We start from the raw sequence: 21,400 nt of genomic DNA, 5'->3' as shown, positions 1-21,400 counted from the left end.
GTGTCTACCACGAGGGACACGGTCACGACGAGGTGGCGGAGGCCGAAACGCTGGTTCGGGCGAAGGATGCGACGAGCAAACCAGCGGCGACCAACGCTGCTCCCGTGAGTGCGAGGCCACCGAGGCCGAGCCACGGCAGAACGATGCCTCCCACCCCGGCACCGCCCGCGATCCCCACGTTCGCCGTCGCGTTGATCCACGCGCCTGCGGTCTCCGGTGACGTCGGTTCTGTTCGGACTGCGGCGGACTGGTACATCGACGGAACTCCCCCGAACGCACCGGACCACACAGCGGTGCACACGAGAAGCGGCAACAACCACAGGTGTGTGCTCCCGACTGCCACGATCGATGTCGCGACGAGACCGAGCACCACGAGCATCGTTCGGCGCGGACTGCGGTCGAGCGTACGTCCGGTGAGCCACAATCCGAGCACGCCGCATGCTCCGAGGATCAAAAGCACCGGTCCGAGCGCGGATTCGACGACTCCGGCATTCAGAAGCAGGATGCTGATGTAGGTGTAGACGGTGTAGTGGCCGAGGAAGGTGAGCGCGTTGGAAGTCACCACGACCGAGAGACTGCCGTGGCCGCGAGACTTTTCGCGTCGGCCCGCGTCGCCGGGGACTGCAGGGAGAAGGATTGTCACGGCGACGACGGTGGCGGCGGACAGCACGGCAAGTACCACGAAGGACGATCGCCATCCGATGGCATTGCCCATCGATGTCGAGATCGGCACTCCCAGTACATAACCGGCCGTGGCACCAGCTGCAGCGATCGCCAATCCCCTGCCGAGGTTCGCCGGTCCGACGAGTCGGGGCACGTACCCGATGCACAGAGAAAAGAACAATGCGTGCGCGACGCCGCCGATGCCGCGACCGAACGCAAGCCATTCGAGTGAGTGCGACAGGGCGACGACGAGGTTGCTGACGACGTATCCGCCGAGCGTCGCGACGAGAATCGGTTTACGTGGCAACCGGCGTGTCCAGATGGTCATCGGCACGGCGAGAAGCGCCACAAGACCCGCGTACAGGCTCACCAGAAGGCCTATCGACGATTCCGCGACGCCGAACGATCGGCCCATCACCGGGAGCAGCCCCACCGGCAGCATCTCGGTGGTCACCGCCAAGCACGACGCCAGCGACAGGGACAGCAGCCCCTTCGTATTGGTGCGCAGGCCCCCGTCGGTTCGCGTGCTCGTGTCTCCGGTCGACATCGGACGTAATATACTCAATTGTTGAGTTTAATCAAGTGAGAAGATGATCCGCGATGGCAACTACTTCCGATACGTCTGCGCGCGCTCGATGGCTCGGCGCGGCCCAGTTGACGGCCGTCGTACGCGCGAACCCCGGCATCACCAGGGTCGAAGCTGCTCAGCGTCTGGGCATCGGGAGCGGAGGGGCAACCGAGCTCGTCGCCCGACTGAAGCATGCGCGCATCCTCGACGAAACACCGGCGAAGACACGCGGCCGCGGTCGTCCGACGACGGTCCTCGGACCGCACCCCCAAGGTCCGCTGGTACTTGCTGCGGAACTCCGCTCGAGCGATTGGCGGCTGGCTGTCTCCGACATCTTCGGAGATCCGGTCATCGTGTCGCGCGCTCCTCGCTCGCGGCCGGATCCCGACGAGGTGCTGGCGGGTATGGCCGAGGAGATCGAGCGCATCCACCTCGAATCCGACGGCAGGGTCCGCGCGGTATCCCTTTCCGTGGCAGGCACGGTCAGTGACAACACACTCGTTCAGTTCACGCCGCGGGGCTGGACGGATGCAGACCTCACACCGATGACGGCGGGGCTTCCGTCGGATGTGGCGTTCCTTGTCGGGAACGATGCAACGTTGGCCGGGTTGGCAGAGGCGAGAACAGGTGCGGCCAGAGGAGCGTCGACGGCTCTGCATCTGATCATCGCCGTCGGAATCGGCGGGACGCTCGTCGTCGACGGCACGCCGACCACCGGTGCCCGCGGCGCGGCGGGCGAGTACGGCCACATACCGTTCGGAGACCCTGCCGTGCAGTGCCCGTGCGGCGCGCGGGGTTGCTGGGATCTGTCGATCGACGGGCGCGCACTGGCGTCGTCGATCGGCGACGCTCCCCCGGCGGATCCGGTTGGCTACGCCCGCGACCTCGTGGCGAAGCTGGACGCCGGAGACAGCGGACTCGCCCCTGCGTTCGACTGGGTCGCCGAGTCCCTCGGGCGCGGGATCGCCGGCTTGGTGAACTTGCACGACCCGGAGGTCGTCACGCTCGGCGGCCTCGCTCCTGCCCTTCGAGGCGCAGCGCAGGACAGTTTTCGCCGCGCGTACGTCGAGGGCCTCATGTCCTTCAGAAAAGCCGCTCCCCCCGAGGTTCTCGACGGGGTACACGGCGACGACGGCCCGCTGTACGGGGCCGTGCACCGAGGAGTGGACCACATCACGACGGATATCTCCCTCGCGGAGTGGTCCACCCTCGGACTCGGGTGAAGCGGGTGTGTCAGATGCTGGAGCGGTCGACCATGTCGACGGCGACACGCTCACCGGACTCGAGCGACTTCACGCCTGCTGCACAGACGGCTGCAGCCGCGTAGCCGTCCCATGCGCCGGGTCCGTCGATGTAGTTGCCGGTCTCGGCGCCTGCCTTGACGGCGTTGACCCACCGCTGGATCTCGGTGTCGTACGCCTGTCCGAAACGCTCCTTGAACGACGGAGTGATCGTGCCACCCCAGTTGCCGGGCTTCGTCTTGCGCACGAGGCCGACGTCGAGGCCGATCTGCGCGCTGCCCAGTTCTGCGACGACCTCGGTGCGAACCTCGTACGCAACGCCGGTGGTGACGAACACCTCGGCGTCGACGTGGCGTCCGGACTCGGTCGCGAAGATGGCGATCTGCGGATCCTGTAGGCCTTCGGGTGCATTCGCGTTCGCCGACGGCTTGATGATCTGGACCGACGTGATCTCCTCGTCGAGGAGGAAGCGGGTGACGTCGACCTCGTGCACCAGTGAGTCCTTGACGATCATCGCGCTGTCGAAGTTCGGCGGCACGGCGGGGTTGCGGTGCGCGCAGTGAACGACGAGCGGGCGGCCGATGTCACCGGAGTCGATGAGCGCTTTCAGCTCTGCGTACTCGTTGTCGAATCGACGCATGAAGCCGACCTGGATGAGGGTCTTACCCAGGGCTGCTTCGGCTTTCACGACGGCGAGTGAGGTTTCGACCTCGGTGGTCAGCGGCTTCTCGCAGAGGACCGGCTTGCCGTGCTCGAGGCATGCGAGGAGCTGCTTCTCGTGGGTGGGTCCCGGCGTCGCGAGCAGGACGGCGTCCACCTCGGGGTCGGCAATGGCTTCGAACGGGTCGGCCACGGCACGAGCACCAGGGATCGTGGCTGCCAGTTCCTCGGCCTTCTCGGTGAAGTAATCGTTGACCACGGCCACACGCGCGCCGGCGATCTTGTTGGTGATTCTTCCGACGTGGTCGGCGCCCATCATTCCGACACCGAGTACGGCGATGCGGAGTTCGTTCGACATTGAAGATCTCTTTCGTCAGGGTGCGGCGGGCGCGTTACTTGAAGGTGACGGAGGGAATTCCGCAGGAGCTCAGGTACTTCTGGGTCCTCTGCGCGATGGGCAGCGGCACATCGGGAGCGCACGGGTACATGTCCTGCTCGACGATTGCGAAGATGTCCGCGGTCAGCTTGCCCTCGTCGGCAAGGCGCTCGATGGTTCCGAGCAGCGGCGGCATGTCCGGGATTCCCAGCGGCGGCTCGGTCATCGCGCCGAGCTTGCACGCCTCACCGAACGGAAGATCCTCGGCTTCGACCTTGGCCCGGACCTCGACGTTGACCTGCTTGAGGTGGAGGTATCCGATGCGCTCGGGAGCGCGCTCGATGATGGCGATGTTGTCGCCGCCGCAGTAGCTGATGTGGCCGGTGTCGAGGCACAGGTTCACGAACTCGCTCGACGTTCCGTCGAGGAATCGGTAGACGTTCTCCTCGGTGTCGACGTGGCTGTCGGCATGCGGGTGGTACTGCGCCTTGACGCCGTACTGCTCGAACATGCGCTTGCCGAGCTCGTTCATTCCCTCGGTCTTCTTGCGCCACTGGTCTGCGGTGAGGTTGCGGTCCTCGAGAACGGCGCCCGTGCCCGGGTCACGCCACATCTCTGGGATGACGACGACGTGTTTGCCACCGACCGCAGCGGTCAGCTTGGCGACGTCCTCGATCTGGGTCCAGACCGCATCCCAGGAGTCGTCCTGGTGCAGGTGTTCGAACACGGTTCCCGCCGAGAGCTTGAGGTTGTGTGCCGCCAACTCGTCGGAAAGCTGCTTGGGGTCGGTGGGCAGGTATCCGAAAGGACCGAGCTCGATCCACTCGTAACCGGATGCCGAAACCTCGTCGAGGAATCGGGTGTACGGCGTCTGCTGCGGGTCTTCCGGGAACCACACGCCCCACGAATCCGGTGCAGATCCAACGCGGATCACGCTCATGGTTGTCCTTTCGAGAAGTCTCGGTGCGCGCCTCGACGCGCTTCCGAGGAAGAGCTGGATCTGACGCGCGTTACTGACGCGCTTCAGTCGTTTACTATGATGATCCACTGTGTGATTGTCAAGACATTCTGAACGCCGCTTCGTACGCGGTCACTTTCCAGGGGGACACCGTGCATCCATCGCCGGAATCAACGCCGCATCGACGTCCGACGATGGCCGATGTCGCCGAGCGTGCGGGTGTGTCGCGGACACTTGTGTCGCTGATCTTCAGCGACAAACCGGGTGCTTCCCAGGAGACACGCGACCGAGTCCTCGCCGCGGCCGACGAGCTCAGTTATCAACCGGATCGGGCGGCACAATTGCTCGCTCGTGGCCGGAGCCGCACTCTCGGAGTGTTGACCGACGTGAAGCAGACGTTCCAGGCCGAGATGCTCGGGACCGTCTACGACGCCGCCGAAACCGCCGGATACGACGTGTTGTTGTCGGCCAGCGGCCCGACTCGCGACGAACGCAAAGCGATCGAGGCCTTGCTCAGCCACCGGTGCGAGGGGCTGATTCTGTTCAATCCGCTCTCCGATTCCGAGTACCTGCGGTCCGTCGCGGCCAGAGCCGTCCTGACGATCGTGGGCCGCAAGATTCCTGCCCGTGGGCCCGATTCTCCCCCGGTCAACACGGTTCGTTCTGCGGACAGCAGAGGCATCCGTGCGTCGGTCGATCATCTCGTCGAACTGGGGCACTCTCGCATCGTCCATGTCGACGGCGGTGATCACGCTGTGTCGGATGCGCGCAGACGCGCCTACGTCGCGTCCATGCGAAGGCACGGACTCGATACGTTCGCCCGCGTCGTGGGCGGTGCGCACGACGAAGAAGCAGGCGCCGCTGCTGCGCGATCGTTTCTGTCCGAGGCACAGCTTCCGACGGCGGTCATGGCAGGCAACGACCGATCGGCGCTGGGCATCATGGACGAACTCACCCGGGCGGGGGTGTCCATTCCGGGCGACGTGTCCATCGTCGGCTACGACGATTCGCCGTTGTCGCGGCTGGCGCGTATCGACCTGACCACGGTGCGCCAGGACGGCGAGGAATTGGCCAGGAGGGCACTCGAGTTCACCGTCACCCGGCTGGACGACGATCGGACCGAAGGCTTCGAGTGCGTCATCGAACCCGAGCTGGTCGTTCGATCGACGACGGGTCCGCCCAGGAGCGAGGGATCCGACGGTACCGCCGACTATCGCGGCGCCTGAGAGCTTGGTCACACATCCGCTCCACGGTTTGCCGTGGTCGTGCGTGGGCTACCCGACGACACAGTGCCTGGCACGACAGTTGGCACCGATCGGAACCACCCACTCGACCAACAGGAGCGCACGATGGCTACACCCACCCTGCTCGCGCAGCTGCGAGCCCTACTTCAGCTGACCAACACCGAAATTCAGGTCGCGGAAACCCGTGTGGCGCAGGCCCGCACGGATGCCGTCCGTACCGAACTCACACAGAACGCCGCGAACGGGCGCGAACGTGCGGCCGCCATCGAGTCGGAGTTGCGTGATCTCGGCGGGCTTCCCGACATCGTCGGGCCTCTCGTGGGTCGGACGCTTGCATTGTTCAAGACGCTCGCCGAGCAGGCCCAGCCGTTCGACGAGGCGCTTCTGGGCGACCTCGCTCTGGAACACCAGCTGGTCAGTCGCTCCAAGTACATCAAGGCGCTTGCGACGGCGGATTCCGAGCGGAGCGTCGTCCAACTGGCAGACCGTCTCGTTCGTGCGCACTCGGCCACGGTCGAGTGGCTGGAGACAGTTCTCGCCGAGGAAGCACTCGGAGGCCCCGTCGCCCTGCGCAGGACACCGCTTCAAGCGGCTGCCGGTGGGGCCGTTAAGATCGTGAACGCGCCCGCGACGTGGTCTGCTCGGGGCATCGACCGCGCACTGGATGTCGCCCGATCCACACCGAATCGTTTGTCCGAGCTGTTGGGCCGCGGCGCGCATGCGGGCGACATCGCCGCTCGAACGCTGTCGGCGAGCCGCGACGCGGCATTGGAGGCTGCGGAGGACGTCGTGCGCGAGGAAGGTGTCGACGGCGTCGCCGACGCCATCCACTCTGCACGTTCCGCCGCAGGCGTTCTGGACGCCGACGAGCTACCGATCGACGACTACGAATCCTTGAACGTCGCGGAAGCCGTGGCAGCGATCAAGGACTCGAGTGATCCGAAGGAGCTTCGGACGATTCTCGCGTTCGAGGAAGCACACAAGAACCGCCACGGTGTGGTCTCCGCGACGCAGACGAGACTGGCCGCGATCGCCGGTTCCATCATCGCCGTCGACTGATACTGCGGTCCGGCCCCACTTCTGTTGGGGCCGGGCCGTTGTCGGGCCCTGCGCTCACGCGCGCGTGACACGCGGCGGAAAGGTCTCCTTCAGCCCGCTGGGCCCGATGCCTCGGTCGAGCGCGACGAGAAGGACCAGGCATCCGATTCCGGACAGAATCAGTGCAACGCCGAAGACTGCCGTGAACCCGAATGCGTCGCCGACCACGCCGGCAGCGAGCCCTGCAGCACCCTGCGAGAACACCACCGCACATGCGACCAGTGTGTAGTCGGCTCCTGCGAAACGCTTGTCGGCTGCATCCATCATCAGTGCGAAGATCGCGACGGTCGCTGCGCCTCCGAGTACGTGCTCTGCCACGCTCGCAGTGACGAGGAGTGGAAATCCGCCGACGCCCAACGATGCGACCACATAGAGTGCCAGACTTGCGGTTTGAGTGACACCACCGACGAGCAGTGACCGCCGTCGTCCGTAGCGCACAGACAGCCACGCGCCGAGTGCAGCGCCGCCGAGCGCCGCCACCGAGGACAGTCCCCCGTCGACGAACGCGATCTGGGCGAGAGTCAGGCCGCTGTCGGACATGAAGGGGCCGACGAGCGCCGAGCCCATCGAGTTACCGAACTTGAACAGCGCGACGAGCCCGATGAACGCCACCATCCCCGGGCGTCGCAGCCTGGCCAACCATCCGATGGTCAGGAGCGAAGCCCGCACGAGCGGGCCCGCTTCGGATTCGTCGGTGGTGTCCACGTCGGCTTCGGCCAGTGGTCGACGGGCGAACAGGACCGGAATCGTCGTGGCGATCAGCAGCACGGACATCGTGACGAACAGCGCGCGCCATCCGGCGAGCGAGAAGAGCCACAGCAGCAAACCTCCCCCGCAGATCATTCCGATCCGGTATGCACCGACTTGAATTCCGTTGCCCACGCCGCGTTGTCGGACACCGAGGAGTCGGACGGCGAGGCCGTCGGTGACGATGTCCTGAGTCGCGGACAGAACGTTGACGAGGAAGATTCCGACGAACAGCCAGCGCAGGCTCGTGGACAGTTCGAGGAAGGCCATTCCCAGGGCCACGGCAGCTGCGCCCAGTTGCAGGCCGAGCAACCACCGTCGCCGGGTGCCGTAGCGATCCACGTACGGTGCCCACAGGAACTTCAGTGCCCAGGGCAGGAACAGGAACCCGGTCGCGCTGATCTTGACGAGGGAGTATCCGGACTCACGCAGGACGACCGGCAGCGCAGTGGTGAAGAATCCGTAGGGAAGACCCTGGGCGAAATAGAGCGCGGTGAGCAGCGTGAGAGTGCCGACCGTGAACGAAGTCCCCCGCAACGCGAACGTCATGACCGACATCGTGTCAGACATCGGAGTGAGGCAGGGATCGAGCACGCCGTTGACAGTTTGAACTCTAACGGTTAGATTTCTAACTATGACCGGACCTGACGTCAATCTCACCAGCACTCTCGACCTACTGAGGTGGATCGGATGGGCTCAGCAGCAGGCCGGCCTCGACTGGATTCGTGAACGCGACCTCGGTCACCAGCAAAGTTTCGTCCTCGGTTACCTGACCAGGTCGCCCGGGGCGATCCAGCGGGACATCGCGAACATGACACGGACCACGCCCGCCAGTGTGTCGAGTCTTCTGCAGGGACTCGAGGCACGAGGGTTGATCGAGCGGCGTCCCGATCCGACGAACGAACGCATCAAACGGGTCTACGCCACAGAATCCGGCAGCGCACTGATCGCCGGATTCGACGACGCGATGAGGGCGATCGAGGACAAGCTCCTCGGGCCGCTCGACGACGACGAACGAACCACTCTGCACACGCTTCTGAGCAAGGTCACCGCAGAGCTCGCGCCCCCGTCCCGCGACTGACCGACCTCGCCCCCACCTCCGACGCATCGACGACGCCGATGCGTCGACCGACCGTGCCCGCGTACCGCGTTGTCGGACAGGGCTTTCGCACCCATGCCCGGATCCCAACCATGCCCGGATCCCACCGCTGCACACGAGGAGTTGCCATGAATACCTCCACCGCCTCTACCGAGAACGTCACCGAGACCGAAGGTTCGAACCGGTGGTATCTGTCGTCCGCACCGATTTTTCGTGCGCTCGTGCACTTGTGTATTCCGATGGCCGCCGCGCTGATCGTGACCGCGGTCTACAACGTGGTCAACGCAGGGTTCATCGGTTCGCTCCACGACGCCACACTCCTCGCTGCCGTCACCCTCGGTTCACCGGTTCTGGGAATCGTGATGGCCGTGGGCGGAGTGTTCGGCACCGGCGGTAGCGCGTTGATCTCACGGCTGCTCGGAGGGTCCGAGGCCGATCCGTCGAAGGCCGGAGAGATCAAGCACGTGGCCTCGTTCTCGGTGTGGGGAGCTGCCGCGGTGGGTGGCGTGATCGGTGCCGCCGGAGTCGTTTTCGTCGATCCACTCGTTGCGATGCTCGGCGCGCAGAGCAACGAGGTCCATGCCACGACGGCGTTCGTGGTGGTGCTGCTGGTGTTCGTTCCGGTGCTGACGACGTCCTTCTGCCTCGAGCAGCTGGTGCGAGCAGAGGGCGCGACGCGGCAGGTGATGACCGGTCTGATCCTGTCGACCGTCGCGAACGTGGTGTTCGACGTACTGTTCATTCTCGTACTGCACTTCGGTGTCGCCGGTGCGGCACTGTCGGTCGGCCTCGCGAACGTTGTCACCGCCGTGTACTTCGTGACGTGGCTGTCACGGCACAGTGAACACGTCAGCCTCGCGCCGAGGCATGTGAGGCTGACGCGGTCGATCACCGGGCCGGTGTTCGGAATCGGCGTCGGTGAGCTGACTCAGGCAGGTTTCCTGGTGGTCACCTCGTTGGTTCTGAACAACCTCGCCGCTGCGTACGGTGACGGACCGCTCGCGGCCATGGGTGTAGCGGTACGCATTGCGCAGGTGCCTGAATTTCTCATCATGGGTGTCACGCTCGGTTGCCTGCCGCTGCTCGCCTACGCCTACGGCAAGGGTGATGCGCGGCGACTGTATGCATCGGTGCGGGGTGCCGGTGTGGCCGTCGGCGTCATCGCGCTGGTCTTCTCCGCTGCGGCGTTCGTGTTCCGCGAGCAGGTGTTCGCAGCGTTCGTCGCAGACACCTCGCTGCTCGCCCTCGGCGGTGTCGTGATCACGGCTCAGTTGGTGTCGATGATCTTCAACGGTGCCGCGGGACTGGTCACTACACTGTTCCAGGCAACCGGTCGCGTACTTCCGGCGACGATCATGTCGATGACGCAGGGTCTTGCGTTCGTCCCCATCGTCGTTCTCGGCAACCTCTGGTTCGGGCTGAACGGCATCATCTGGGCGCTGACCGTCAGTGAAGGTCTCGTGCTCGTCGCGGGCGTCGCTTTGTGGCTCGCCTCGCGAACCGCCATCGCACGAGGCCTGGACGAGGGTGATGCCGAACCGGCCGACGCCGTACTCGGTGCCGGTCAGGGAGAGATGGGCTGACGCAGAATCGTTCTGAGCCTGGACGGTTCGACCCGTCGTGCATCGCTCAGGTATATCTCGTGATGCTTCCCCGTCATCGACGCACCGGTTCGTGGGATGACGTCGTCGTGCATCGTCGCCAGGATTGCTGCCTCGTCGTCGTACGGGCCGACGTGCAGTGTCTGCACGCACCGGCCTTCGTCCAGCGTCATGGTTCGGATTCGCCGAAGACCCACTGGGTTACCTGTTCGCTCGACGGAATCTTGTGCGGCAGAAACTTTTTCGTCGTCGATCCAGTCGGGGATCAAGATCATCGCCGTCCACTTCCACTGCACCTTGTCTCGGGCGGTGGTGAAGGAGTTCATGTTCGGTGCCCACCAGAGCGCTTCGAGCGGCATGACGACGTAGTCGCGCCCGAGCTCGTTCTTGCTCGCGAATTTGATGGCGTAGGCGACGGGGAACAACGCTTGGAGCGCCTCTCGGTACTCCGGGGCGGTGTTGGGATCACCGGAACCGTCGATCGCGATGTACTGCAGGGGCGGGACCTCCACGACGTCGAAGCGCCCCTGCCGCGCGGAGTAGGTCGGGATCGTCTTCTTGAAGTCGACCTTCATCGCCTGCTCCCCTCGCGCCGTTCAGGTGGCCAGGGGATCACCGTACCGCCAGGGGTCCCTCGCGTGCGATCTTCTCGGTGGACCGGATACCCCCATGCGGGGGTAGTCGACTATGGCGCGCGTCACATAACGTCTCGATCCTGAACCGACCACCCTTTCGGCGCCGATTCCTGGAGAGACATGACATCACTGACACCCGACGACGCGGTCACCCGTCGAACCCCCGACGCGACACCGTCGTCCGCACCGCATCCGGTACCGACGACGAGTGTTCGCAAGGTCGCGGTCGCGAGCGGCATCGGCACGACCATCGAGTTCTACGACTTCTTCATCTACGGAACCGCCGCCGCACTTGTCTTTCCGACGGTGTTCTTTCCTGCTCTCGGCTCGACGGCAGGAACGGTCGCATCGTTCGCGACGTTCGCGGTCGCCTTCATCGCGCGTCCGGCGGGCGCAGTGCTCTTCGGCCACTTCGGTGACCGGATCGGCCGTAAGAAGACGTTGATCTCAACGCTCCTCCTCATGGGAATCTCCACCTTCGTGATCGGACTTCTGCCCGGTGCTGCCACGATCGGTGTTGCGGCGCCGATCATCCTGGTCGTTCTTCGGTTCGGACAGGGGTTCGCAGTGGGTGGTGAATGGGCGGGCGCAACGCTGTTGACCGCCGAGTACGCGCCTGCGAAGAAACGTGGCTTCTACGGTATGTTTCCGCAGCTCGGCCCGTCGGCGGCGTTCATTCTCTCGAGTGGGACGTTCCTCATCACCGGGGCGGTGTTCGGTGACACCAACGAGGTCTTCCTCGACTACGGCTGGCGAATTCCGTTCCTTCTCAGCGCGGTGCTGGTGTTGATCGGTCTCTACATGAGGCTGGCGATCGAGGAGACACCGATCTTCCGTGCGAACCAGGCAGAGGAAGAGAAGGTACAGGCCCGCGCGACGAAGCTCCCCGTGCTCGACGCGTGGCACGTGCAGAAGCGCGAGGTCCTGCTCGCCGCAGGTGCACTGGCATCGCTGTTCTCCCTCTTCTACATGGGCACCGCATATCTGACCAGTTACGGGACCAAGACTCTGGGATTCGACCGGCCGTTCGTACTGTGGACCGGAATCCTCGGGGCCGTGGTGTTCGGCATCGCAATCGGGCTGTCCGCGGTGTACTCCGACCGTGTCGGCCGTCGCCGCGTCATCATGGCGTCCTGCTCGGTGGCGATTCCGTGGACACTCGTCCTGTTTCCGCTGCTCGATACCGGCAACCCCGGTGCGTACGTGTTTGCGATGTGTGTGACTCTGTCCATTTTCGGTATTGCGTACGGTCCCACGGGCGCCCTGCTTCCCGAGCTGTTTCAGACCAGGTTCAGGTACACCGGAGCGGGACTCGGGTACAACCTGGCGGGTGTACTGGGTGGCGCGATTCCTCCTCTGCTTGCGGCCCCGTTGACCGCGCAGTTCGGCAGTATCGCCGTCGGCGTGATGCTTGCACTGCTGTCCGTTCTCAGCCTCGCCTGCACCAAGGCCCTCGTAGAGACGAAGGCTGTGGACATGACCTGACCCCCACGTAGCGGGTCGACTGCCCGGGGACGCCACCGACGGTGTCCCCGGGCCTTGTCCGTGTCTGTGTCGTCCCAGGTCAACGCCTGGCTGCGGCAAAGGCTGTCTCGAACGCGTCGAGAGCATCGTCGGAGTCTGCGGACGCCCATGCCTCGAGCCCCACGACCCCGGTGTAGCCGATGCGTTTCAGCGCGGACGCAATTGCGGCGTAGTTGATCTCTCCGGTACCGGGCTCACACCTGCCGGGCACGTCCGCGACTTGGATCTCACCGATGTACGGCAGAGCTTCCGTGACCGACTCGATCAGATTCCCCTCCCCGATCTGAGCGTGGTAGAGGTCGAGATTCAGACGAAGGTGGGGATGGTCGACAGCGCGCACCAGGGACAGGGTGTCCGCGGCGGATGCGAACGGTGTGCCGGGATGATCGACGGCGACGTTGAGATTTTCGAGCACGAACGTGCGGCCTGCCTTCTCCCCCAACTCCGCGAGCGTGCGCAACGTGTCGGCAGCCGTGAGCCACATCGTCGGTGTGACCACCTGTACGGGCCGTAGTGGCAGACCGCCCTCGCCGAGGCCGGTACCGTGCAGATTCAGCCGAGGGCATGCGAGACGGTCGGCAACGTCCAGGGACCGCGCGGCGGACGCGAGTATCTCCGCGATACCGTCGGGTTCGGTCAGGTTCCCGGTGAGATAGCCTGTCATGGAAGAGAATTCGGCCCCGGACGAGGCGAGAGCATCGATGTCCTTGTTCGACCAGTCCCAAATTTCCACCAGCAGGCCACGGTCGGATATGCGCCGAACTCGTTCGAGCATCGGCAGATCGAGATAGAGCATCTCCGCGCACGCGGCAAGGTCGACCCCGCCGATCATGCGTCGAACCCGGTTGCGTCGATGTCCACGGAGCGTGCGGTGGCTGCGCTCTCCATGGCCGCGAGTGCGACGGTCAGTGCTGTGCGCGCGTCCTGACCGGTCACCGGCGCATCGGTTCCCTCACGGATCGCATTCACGAATGCGACGAACTCACCCAGGTACGCGTCGCGCAGCAGATCGGTGTCGCGACGGGCAGTGTCGACTCCGATTCCGCCCGGACCGTAGTAGGTCATGTCGCTCGACCGTGCGTTGCCTGCGGTGACCATGCCGCCCGATCCGAACACTTCGGCGCGTACGTCGTACCCGTACAGCGCACTGAAGTTGGCCTCGGCAACAGCAATTGCGCCGTTGTCGAATTCGACGGTGACGACGGCAGTGTCGAGGTGGCCGTCGGCTTTCGCGTCGGGACGGATCAGCGCATCGGCGATTGCGGTCACGCGCGTGGGGCTCGCGCCCGGATTGAGGAACGCCAGTGCGTCGAAATCGTGGATGAGTGTCTCGAGGAAGATCGTTCCGGGCGGTATTCGTGCCGGATCGGCTGTGAATGGACCTGGATCGCGGGTCACCGACCTCAGAAGCTGAGGGGTGCCGACTCGTCCGGAGTCGATTGCGGCGCGAGCAGCGATCCAGCCGGCCGCGAAGCGGCGATTGAACCCGACCTGCAGCACCACGTTCGCAGCGCCGGCAGCGGCGATCGCTCGATCGGCGTCGGCCAGCGTGATGGCCATCGGCTTCTCGACGAAGACGTGTTTGCCGGCTTCGGCGGCCGCGACCACGAGCTCTGTATGCGTCCTGGCCGGCGTGGTGATGACAACTGCGTCGACGTCGGCGCGCGCGAGGATCGCCGCTGCGGATGTCTCCGCGATGTCGATGCCGAGTAGATCGGCCAGCCGTTCACCGCTCGGCGTCGGGTCCGCAATGGCGACGAGCTCGGCTCCGGGGACGTGGCGGGCGATGAGTTCGGCGTGGCTGGAGCCGATTCGTCCGGCACCGATCAGGGCCAGTCGAACTGAATTCTTCGTGGACATCGTTATTCCGTTCTGACGACTAGTACGTACTAGTAGTACGTTCCAGTGCAGACTAGGGCTACACCGGTCGACGGTCAACCACGTGGCGTCCGAGAGTGCTCTAAAGCGCTACCACCTTCCCGGCAGCTCTGGTTGCCGGCGAATCACAATCCTCGGGCCACTTCGTCTTCAGCTCCCGATGAACGTGGTGTCGGCGCCGATCGCAGACAGGAGTTCGACGTCGTGACTGATCATCAACACACCCATGCCGGCCGCATCCGCAGTTCGTTGGATCAAACGGACGATCGCCGCCGTGGTCGCGGCATCGAGCATGGCCGTGGCCTCGTCGCAGATCAGATACTTCGGTTGCTGCGCGAGAGCTCGTGCCACGCAGGCACGTTGAAGTTGACCGTCGCTGACCTGGTAAGGCTTCCTGGCCAGGAGGTCGGTGGTCAATCCGACACTGTCGGCGAGCTCGTCGACATCCGCGGCACGACGCGCGATCACAGCGGGTTGCTCGATGATCGACCGCAACGTCATGCGTGGATCGGTCGCCGATCGCGGAGATTGGAAGAGCAGCGCAACCTTCCGCCGCACATCGGGTGGGACGGAGAACCCCACCCCGCTCACGTCCACGCCGTCGATGCGGACGACACCTTCGCGCGGCGCGAGAAGTAACGCGAGGACTCGCGCCATGGTGGATTTGCCGGAACCGGACGGTCCCGCGAGACCGACGAGTTCGCCGGCAGGCACCGACAAGGACTGCCGGACGAGTACATCGTTCGTGCCGGGGTACGCGGCCGTGATATCCGATGCGTCGAGGCTCATGATGTCGCCTTCGTTCTGTAGGACCTGGCCCCGACGGTGATCAGCTTCGTCGGTCCACCCGAGAACATCGTGTCCGGTCGTCGGAGGTGGTACACGCACTCGTCGGGCAGGTCGGTCAGCTGCGGCGGTATTCCCGGCATCGGGTTCAGGCCACGGGACGGAAGGGCGTTCAGGAGGTCGCGGGTGTAGTCGTGCAACGGATCGTCTAGCACGGACCGAGCTGGACCCGTTTCCATGATGCGCGACGCGTACATGACGGCGACTCGATCGGCGACGGACGATCTGAGGAGGGACGACAGGTCGTGGGTGATGAGCAGGACGGCGGCACCGTTGTCCGCCGACCGACGCAGCAGTGCCAGCACGCGATCGGCGAGTTCGGTGTCGAGGTTGGCCGTCGGTTCGTCGGCGACGATCACCGAGGGATCCCCGACGAGCGCCCCGGCAATCGCGACCCGTTGCGCCATGCCCCCGGACAACTCGTGTGGATGGCAGTCCAGCGCCGCCGGGTCCAACCCGACTCGAAGGGCCAAGTCGTCCGCGGTGTGGGTGGACCCGAGCACCCGAATCGTTTCGTTCAGTTGTGAGCGCGCTGTCCGTACCGGGGTCAGATAGGACGAAGCCGACTGCGGAATCAGTGCAACGTCCCGTCCGCGGAAGGACTTGTCGGTGAACACGTCGACCGTCCGGGTGTCGGTCCTGACCGAAATCGAGCCCGTCACCGACGATTCCCTCGGGAGCATCGACATCACGGCAGACGCGAGAATCGATTTGCCACAGCCGGATTCGCCGACAAGCGCCGTGATGGTACCCCGTTCGACCGAGACGTCCACGTTGCTGGCCGCGTGCACGACGCCACCGCCGCGCACCGGAATCCTGACGGTCAGATTCTCGATCGTCAGAGCGCTCACAACCGCAGCTCCGATGGCACGGGTGGTGCGATCGACGAGCGCAAGGCCGAGCCCGCCAGCGCCACGGACATCGTTGCGAGCACGAGAATTCCCGCCGGAAACACCAGTGTCCACCATCCTCCGAGGAGCAACGAGCTTCTCGCTTCGGACAACAGAGTTCCGAGGCTCGGCTGGTGCGGTGGAAGTCCGAAGCCCAGGAACGACAACGTCGACTCGTGCCAGATCGCGTGAGGCAACAGGAGTACGACAGCGATCAGGGCTTGCGGCATCACTGCAGGCAGCAGGTGCCGCACTGTGACGTGACGTCGACTCGCGCCGGCGAGGATGGCGGCGTCGATGTAGGGCCTGCCCCTCAGTCCGAGTATCTCCGATCGAACGATGCGAGCGACCTGCGTCCAATGTGTGAGTGCGATCGACAGCATCACCGCGGTCGCACTGCCTCGGAACATCGCGACGATGACGATACCGAGCAGCAGATGCGGGAGCGCATTGACGGCGTCGGTGCCCCGCATGACGACCCGGTCGAACCAGCCACCACGGAGTCCGGCCGCTGCACCGACGGCGGTCCCGATCAGCGTGGCGAGCACCGCGCACGACGCGGCGATCAGGAGGGACGTCCGTATCGCGCTTGCGCTGCGTACGAACAGATCTCGGCCTGCCGAATCGGTACCGAACCAGTGCGAGAACGATGGCGCCAACCTTGCTTGCTCGAAATCGGTGATGCGATCGTCGACGCCGGACAACCAGGGAACGCCGACGGCGTACAGCGCGAGGAGCGAGAGAACGGCGACAGCGACGACCGAGCGTCGCCTAGCCATCGGTGTTCACCCGGGGATCCAACACGGCTGCGGACACGTCGGCGATCAGGGAGCCGAGCATGACCGCAACGGTCGTACCGACCGTCAGAACGGCCAGCAACGCCATGTCGAGATCCCGCGCGGACTGAACGAGGGCGCCTGCGATGCCGGGCCACGAGAACACTTCCTCGACGAGTACGGCTCCGACGACGAGCTCCGGTAATCGGGCTCCCACGACGTTGACGAACGGGGCGAGCGAGGCCGGGACGATATGTCGAGTCGTGACCGTCCGGCCCGGAATTCCTCGCGCGACAGCGCCCGCCACGAAGTCCTCACCACGAGAGGTCGATACCGATTCGCGCACCGCCAGCAGCAACCACGGTAGCTGTGACAGGGCGAGCACCGACACCGGAAGCGCGAGGTGTTCGAGCACTCCGACAGGAGTCGGGTCGGCACCAGCCTCGGTGAGTCCTGCTACCGGTAGCCATCCCAGTCCGAGCGCGAACAGCGCGATCGCGCCGAGAGACAGCACGTACGGCGGCACTCCTTGCACAGCTAGGCAGACTCCGGTCGTCACGCGGTCGAGCCATCCTCGGCGACGACTACCGGCAAGGACGCCGAGCACCAGCGCAAGGGTCGCGGCAAGCAGCAGACCGAGTCCTGCGAGCAGCAGAGTCCACGGGACGCGCTCCACCACCACCTGAGTCACTGGTTGTCCGAACGATCTCGACGTTCCCAGATCGCCGGTGAACACGCCCTGTACCCATTGTCCGTACGCGTCGTACCACGAACGGTCCAGACCGAGTTGTTCGGTGAGAACAGCCTTGTCCGCCTCCGATGTCGTGGTGTACCGCACACCCAGGTATGCCACGAGAGGATCGAACGGCGACGCCGCCGCAGCCGCGAACAGCCCGACCGAGACGGCCACGCAGACCGGCACCACGAACAGCAGTCGCCTACGCACCATGGCGACGATCGAACGCCGTCGGGCGTGGCGATCCCGCCGAGCCGTCACCCGTCGCCGAAGCAGTGTGGAGGTCACGGTGTTGTCGTCCAGGTCTGCAAGGACCACCATGGTCCCCACGTGACGCCGTGAGAGTGCGGCTCCAGAATCGGGCCCGACACTGTCCAGTCCGAGTCCTTCGCGACGTAGGTGTGATCGAGAAACACCAAGTACACGTACCCCGGATCCTCGACGTAGGCTCGCTGCATGTCGCGGTAGGCACGGTCACGCTCCGCGGTGTCCAGACTTCGACGCCCCCGCTCCAACGCAGCATCGACGTTCGCGTTCGAGTAATCGCTCGCGTTGTCGTACACGCTGCCGACATCGGGGCGAAGAAACACGGAGTTCAACGCGTTGTATGCCTGCGTGTCCGGGTCGTACGGTTCGGAACCACCGCCGAGGAGTGTCCCGTCGTACGAAATCCTGGTATCGATCCGGTCCCAGGACAACGCCTCCAGACTCACGTCGATACCGACCGCCGATGCGTCGGACGCGAAGGCCTGAGCAAGGTCTCGACGTACTGTGTCCGTCGAGTTGTACATGACGGTGAACGCCGCGCGGGTGCCGTTCCTGGCGCGCACCCCGTCCGCGCCGAGCCGCCACCCCGCGCCGTCGAGGACACGCGCCGCACTCCCGGGGTCGTACGAGAACACCGCCGACGGTTCGTACGCGTCACCGTAGACCTCCGGGATCGGCGTAGCCGCCGGCCGCCCGAACCCACCCAGGATGCCGTCGACCATCGATTGCCGATTCACCGCGAGGTTCAACGCCATCCGCACGGCCTCGTCCCCCGCCACCGGGTTGTCCGTCGGGAGGGACACCCCGCGCCAGTCCGCGGAAGTGTTGGACGCCAGCGACATTCCGTCGCGCACGCCGATCGACTCGGCGAGCAGCGGAGGAAGGTTCGTACCGTCGATCTCCCCGGCCGCCATGCGTTGGGCGCGCGTGTTGTCGTCCGGCACGTACAGCAGGGTCAATTTCTTCACCTCGGGCGCGCCACCGAAGTACTTCTCGTTCGCCTCGAATATCGCGCGGTCCGGTGTCAGGCCGACGAGAGTGTAGGGTCCGGTGCCGATCGGCGCGGTGTTGAGGCTCGATTCCGCAGCAAGCCCCGGCGTGGCCACCGATTCCGAGGGAACTATGCCGATCAGCAGTTTCGTGGGCAGCGCCGAGTACGGATAGGCGAGACGGAACTCGACCGTACTGTCGTCCACCGCAACGACGTCGCTGATCATGTCGAACGACGACCGCGCTTCCGAAGCCGATGCCGGGTCGAGGATCGCACGGTAGGTTGCCACCACGTCGGCGGCATCGAATTCCGAGCCGTCGGAGAACGTGACGCCGCCGCGCAGCGGCACCGTCCACACCGTCGCATCCGCGTTGGCTGTAGGGATCTCGGTGGCGAGAGCAGGTGTGAACCCAGGGAGACCTGGTGTGCCATCCAGGCGTAGGAGCCCGTCGTACATCTTGGCCTCGCCTGCGGAGCCGTAACCCGCGATCGGGTTGTAGCCACCGAGTTGATGCCCGTCGGCGAGGACGATGCCCCCCTCGGACGACACATTTGTCGAACCGGTGGGCGCACCGCAGGACGCGAGCGCGAGGATGCAGACCGCTCCCGCGGCGCAGCGATGTCCGAAACGTGTGTTCATCTACCTTCTTCGTTCGTACGGAAGTTCAAATGTACAAACGTTCAGATGAAAATGCGCGTCGGCGGTGCACTCACTCGCGACGCAATTCGCCGGCCGACGCCGGTCCGATCGCGACAGATCGGGTCGAGTCGTTCGACCACTGGGACCACGAACCCGGGTACAGGGCCGCCTCCATGCCCAGAATGTTCAAGCCCGCGATCACATGAGCGGCGGTGACTCCAGATCCGCAGTACACAGCGGCAACGTCGGTGCCGTCCCCCACGTGGTCGGTCAGCGCCGATCGAAGCTCGTCGTCGGCAAGAAATGTCCCGTCCTCCGCCAGCAGAGCGCTGGTCGGGAAATTCTTCGCGCCTGGAATGTGACCGGCCTTCGGATCCACCGGTTCGACCTCGCCTCGAAAGCGTTCGGCTGCGCGTGCGTCCACAAGTCGGCCCGACTCGGCGAACCGTGCCGCGCCATCGGCGTCCACCGTTGTGAGGCCGCCTGCACTCAGCGTCACGTTGCCGGATTCGACCGATGCCTCGCCCGATTCGACTGGACGATGCGATCGGGTCCACGCAGCGAAACCGCCGTCGAGGATCCGCACGTTCGCGATTCCGGCCCACCTCAGTAGCCACCACGCCCGCGCCGCCGACGTACTCGGACCCGCGTCGTACACGACGACGTCGTCTCCGTTGTCCAATCCCCACCGACGGGCGGACGCCTGAAGATCGGCGATGTCCGGCAACGGGTGCCGCCCTGCTTCCGGCCCCGCGTTCCCGGCGAGTTCGGTGTCCAGGTCCACGTAGACTGCGCCCGGTATGTGCGACTGCCGGTACAGCTCGTGGCCGTCGCTTCGTCCGAGTGCCCACCGCACGTCGAGAACCACGACGAGTCCGTCCGCAGACGCGGCACGACCGAGTTCCTCGACGCTGACGAGCACCGAACTGCGGGATGTCTGCGAAGTCATCTTTCTGTCCTATGGTTGGTGAGACTAAGACCTTTCGATCAGTGCTTGACCAGGTCCAATGCGAACTCGATGTATGCGGCTGCGACGTCCTCCGGTCGCTCGTTGCGCGCGGTGTCGAACCACTGGGCCACGGCGACGCACATCGCCACGACGGCGCGTGCGGCCTCACGCGGCCTTGTGGTGCCGAACAACCCCTGCTCCACCCCCGCGTAGACCTCGGCATCCACCATGCGCTGGACCTCGACGCGTTTGGCTGCGATGCGCGAGTAATTGGAGTCCTCGAGACTACGCATTTCACTGGACCCGATGAATCCGAGCTCCTTGCGGTAACTGTGATAGAGCGTCAGGCTCTCGATCAGCCGGGCGAATCGACTGATCGGAGAATCTCCTTCCACCTCGTCACGGGCGGCGGTGACACGACGTAGGAGGTCGGTCATCGTGAGCTCGAAGATGGCTACGAGCATTGCCTGTTTACTCGGGTAATAGTGGTAGAGAGCGGATACACTCGAGCTCGCTTCCTCGGCTATGTCGCGAATGGAAGAGCCCTCGTATCCCTTCCGCACGATGCACGCCACCGCAGCTCGCAGCACGACGTCCATGTCGAGCTCACCGTACTCACGCCAGTTCGGGGGCCGATCTCCAGCAGCGTTCGAGTTCGCGCTGCCGGACGCTGCTGGGGCGCCCGTGAACAGATCGCCGGGCGCGATGTCGAGGACAGTCGCGATAGCGTGCAAACGATCGATGCTCATCGTGGTTCGACCGGTCTCGAGAGCCGTGATGGTAGCCGGGCTCAGGTCCAGCCGGCGCGCCAGCTCCCGGAGGGATATCCCCTGCTGAGTACGCATGTCCCTGACCCGGGCACCGACATACGCGCCGGGACTGGTCGACGATTCTGCACTGGTCATGCGTTCAGCCTACCAACCCACTGCCGTTCACCAGCACTGAACAGCGGTGCCGGGTCCACCTGTTCTGCGGTTGATCCCCTCGTTCTGGCACCCCGCACCGTGCCGGAT

Annotated in this window: 20 protein-coding genes; 6 read left to right on the top strand and 14 right to left on the bottom strand. The window is 65.0% G+C overall.

Annotated elements, in window-relative coordinates; all coding sequences use genetic code 11:
- Window positions 1-22: 22 nt before the first annotated feature.
- Entirely contained in the window at window positions 23-1,210 is a 1,188-nt protein-coding gene (locus CH292_RS21930) for an MFS transporter (protein WP_019667723.1), read from the bottom strand.
- 53 nt (window positions 1,211-1,263) lie between these two features.
- Here CH292_RS21930 and CH292_RS21925 point away from each other — a divergent pair, with 53 nt between their 5' ends.
- Entirely contained in the window at window positions 1,264-2,454 is a 1,191-nt protein-coding gene (locus tag CH292_RS21925; protein WP_026348236.1) for an ROK family protein, read from the top strand.
- A 10-nt stretch (window positions 2,455-2,464) separates the two neighbouring features.
- Here CH292_RS21925 and CH292_RS21920 read toward each other — a convergent pair whose 3' ends face one another.
- Together CH292_RS21920 and CH292_RS21915 are read right to left on the bottom strand one after the other, a co-directional pair.
- Entirely contained in the window at window positions 2,465-3,490 is a 1,026-nt protein-coding gene (locus CH292_RS21920; protein WP_037181215.1) for a Gfo/Idh/MocA family protein, read from the bottom strand.
- Window positions 3,491-3,524: 34 nt separating this feature from the next.
- Complete coding sequence (locus CH292_RS21915; RefSeq protein ID WP_019667726.1) at window positions 3,525-4,448, bottom strand: sugar phosphate isomerase/epimerase; 924 nt, start codon at window positions 4,446-4,448, stop codon at window positions 3,525-3,527.
- A 212-nt stretch (window positions 4,449-4,660) separates the two neighbouring features.
- Between CH292_RS21915 and CH292_RS21910 the strand changes: the two genes are divergently transcribed.
- Entirely contained in the window at window positions 4,661-5,692 is a 1,032-nt protein-coding gene (locus CH292_RS21910) for a LacI family DNA-binding transcriptional regulator (RefSeq protein ID WP_020113295.1), read from the top strand.
- 123 nt (window positions 5,693-5,815) lie between these two features.
- Window positions 5,816-6,769, top strand: coding sequence for a hypothetical protein (locus CH292_RS21905; protein ID WP_094655740.1), 954 nt, complete (start codon window positions 5,816-5,818; stop codon window positions 6,767-6,769).
- Window positions 6,770-6,823: 54 nt separating this feature from the next.
- On the opposite strand, the gene CH292_RS21900 is transcribed toward CH292_RS21905, so the two are convergent.
- A complete protein-coding gene (locus CH292_RS21900) occupies window positions 6,824-8,125 on the bottom strand; it encodes an MFS transporter (protein ID WP_020113293.1) in 1,302 nt (433 codons plus the stop codon).
- Window positions 8,126-8,189: 64 nt separating this feature from the next.
- Between CH292_RS21900 and CH292_RS21895 the strand changes: the two genes are divergently transcribed.
- Both CH292_RS21895 and CH292_RS21890 read left to right on the top strand, forming a co-directional pair.
- Complete coding sequence (locus tag CH292_RS21895) at window positions 8,190-8,636, top strand: MarR family winged helix-turn-helix transcriptional regulator (RefSeq protein WP_019667730.1); 447 nt, start codon at window positions 8,190-8,192, stop codon at window positions 8,634-8,636.
- 146 nt (window positions 8,637-8,782) lie between these two features.
- Complete coding sequence (locus tag CH292_RS21890) at window positions 8,783-10,237, top strand: MATE family efflux transporter (RefSeq protein ID WP_094655739.1); 1,455 nt, start codon at window positions 8,783-8,785, stop codon at window positions 10,235-10,237.
- Here CH292_RS21890 and CH292_RS21885 read toward each other — a convergent pair.
- On the bottom strand, window positions 10,219-10,830 hold the full coding sequence (locus CH292_RS21885) for a GyrI-like domain-containing protein (RefSeq protein ID WP_094655738.1): 612 nt from the start codon (window positions 10,828-10,830) through the stop codon (window positions 10,219-10,221). The two genes, CH292_RS21890 and CH292_RS21885, sit on opposite strands and share 19 nt — an antisense overlap.
- Before the next feature lie 180 nt (window positions 10,831-11,010).
- Here CH292_RS21885 and CH292_RS21880 point away from each other — a divergent pair, with 180 nt between their 5' ends.
- Window positions 11,011-12,375 (top strand): MFS transporter, encoded by a 1,365-nt coding sequence (locus tag CH292_RS21880; RefSeq protein ID WP_037139123.1) that lies wholly within the window; start codon window positions 11,011-11,013, stop codon window positions 12,373-12,375.
- A 79-nt stretch (window positions 12,376-12,454) separates the two neighbouring features.
- Here CH292_RS21880 and CH292_RS21875 read toward each other — a convergent pair whose 3' ends face one another.
- The 9 genes from CH292_RS21875 to CH292_RS21835 all read right to left on the bottom strand — a co-directional run bounded on the left by CH292_RS21875 (window position 12,455) and on the right by CH292_RS21835 (window position 21,292).
- Window positions 12,455-13,246 carry a TIM barrel protein gene (locus CH292_RS21875; RefSeq protein WP_020113289.1) on the bottom strand — a complete coding sequence of 264 codons (792 nt, stop codon included), beginning with the start codon at window positions 13,244-13,246 and terminating at the stop codon, window positions 12,455-12,457.
- Window positions 13,243-14,274 carry a Gfo/Idh/MocA family oxidoreductase gene (locus CH292_RS21870; RefSeq protein ID WP_094655737.1) on the bottom strand — a complete coding sequence of 344 codons (1,032 nt, stop codon included), beginning with the start codon at window positions 14,272-14,274 and terminating at the stop codon, window positions 13,243-13,245. Before CH292_RS21870 ends, CH292_RS21875 begins: the two co-directional genes overlap by 4 nt.
- A 168-nt stretch (window positions 14,275-14,442) precedes the next feature.
- Entirely contained in the window at window positions 14,443-15,081 is a 639-nt protein-coding gene (locus CH292_RS21865; protein WP_094655736.1) for an ABC transporter ATP-binding protein, read from the bottom strand.
- On the bottom strand, window positions 15,078-15,989 hold the full coding sequence (locus CH292_RS21860; RefSeq protein WP_094655735.1) for an ABC transporter ATP-binding protein: 912 nt from the start codon (window positions 15,987-15,989) through the stop codon (window positions 15,078-15,080). The genes CH292_RS21865 and CH292_RS21860 overlap by 4 nt, the downstream gene beginning before the upstream one ends.
- Window positions 15,986-16,807 carry an ABC transporter permease gene (locus CH292_RS21855; RefSeq protein ID WP_033188743.1) on the bottom strand — a complete coding sequence of 274 codons (822 nt, stop codon included), beginning with the start codon at window positions 16,805-16,807 and terminating at the stop codon, window positions 15,986-15,988. The genes CH292_RS21860 and CH292_RS21855 overlap by 4 nt, the downstream gene beginning before the upstream one ends.
- Window positions 16,800-17,870, bottom strand: coding sequence for an ABC transporter permease (locus tag CH292_RS21850; protein ID WP_094655734.1), 1,071 nt, complete (start codon window positions 17,868-17,870; stop codon window positions 16,800-16,802). The genes CH292_RS21855 and CH292_RS21850 overlap by 8 nt, the downstream gene beginning before the upstream one ends.
- A complete protein-coding gene (locus CH292_RS21845) occupies window positions 17,825-19,438 on the bottom strand; it encodes an ABC transporter substrate-binding protein (protein WP_037181202.1) in 1,614 nt (537 codons plus the stop codon). The genes CH292_RS21850 and CH292_RS21845 overlap by 46 nt, the downstream gene beginning before the upstream one ends.
- Window positions 19,439-19,508: 70 nt before the next feature.
- A complete protein-coding gene (locus CH292_RS21840) occupies window positions 19,509-20,387 on the bottom strand; it encodes a sulfurtransferase (protein ID WP_094655733.1) in 879 nt (292 codons plus the stop codon).
- 38 nt (window positions 20,388-20,425) lie between these two features.
- Complete coding sequence (locus tag CH292_RS21835; RefSeq protein WP_037181198.1) at window positions 20,426-21,292, bottom strand: TetR family transcriptional regulator; 867 nt, start codon at window positions 21,290-21,292, stop codon at window positions 20,426-20,428.
- Window positions 21,293-21,400 lie beyond the last annotated feature (108 nt).

This window comes from Rhodococcus sp. 14-2470-1a (assembly GCF_002259425.1).
GTDB lineage: Bacteria > Actinomycetota > Actinomycetes > Mycobacteriales > Mycobacteriaceae > Rhodococcoides > Rhodococcoides fascians_E.
Note: the sequence above shows the minus strand (reverse complement) of the source record. Positions and strands in the feature narration are given on the sequence as shown.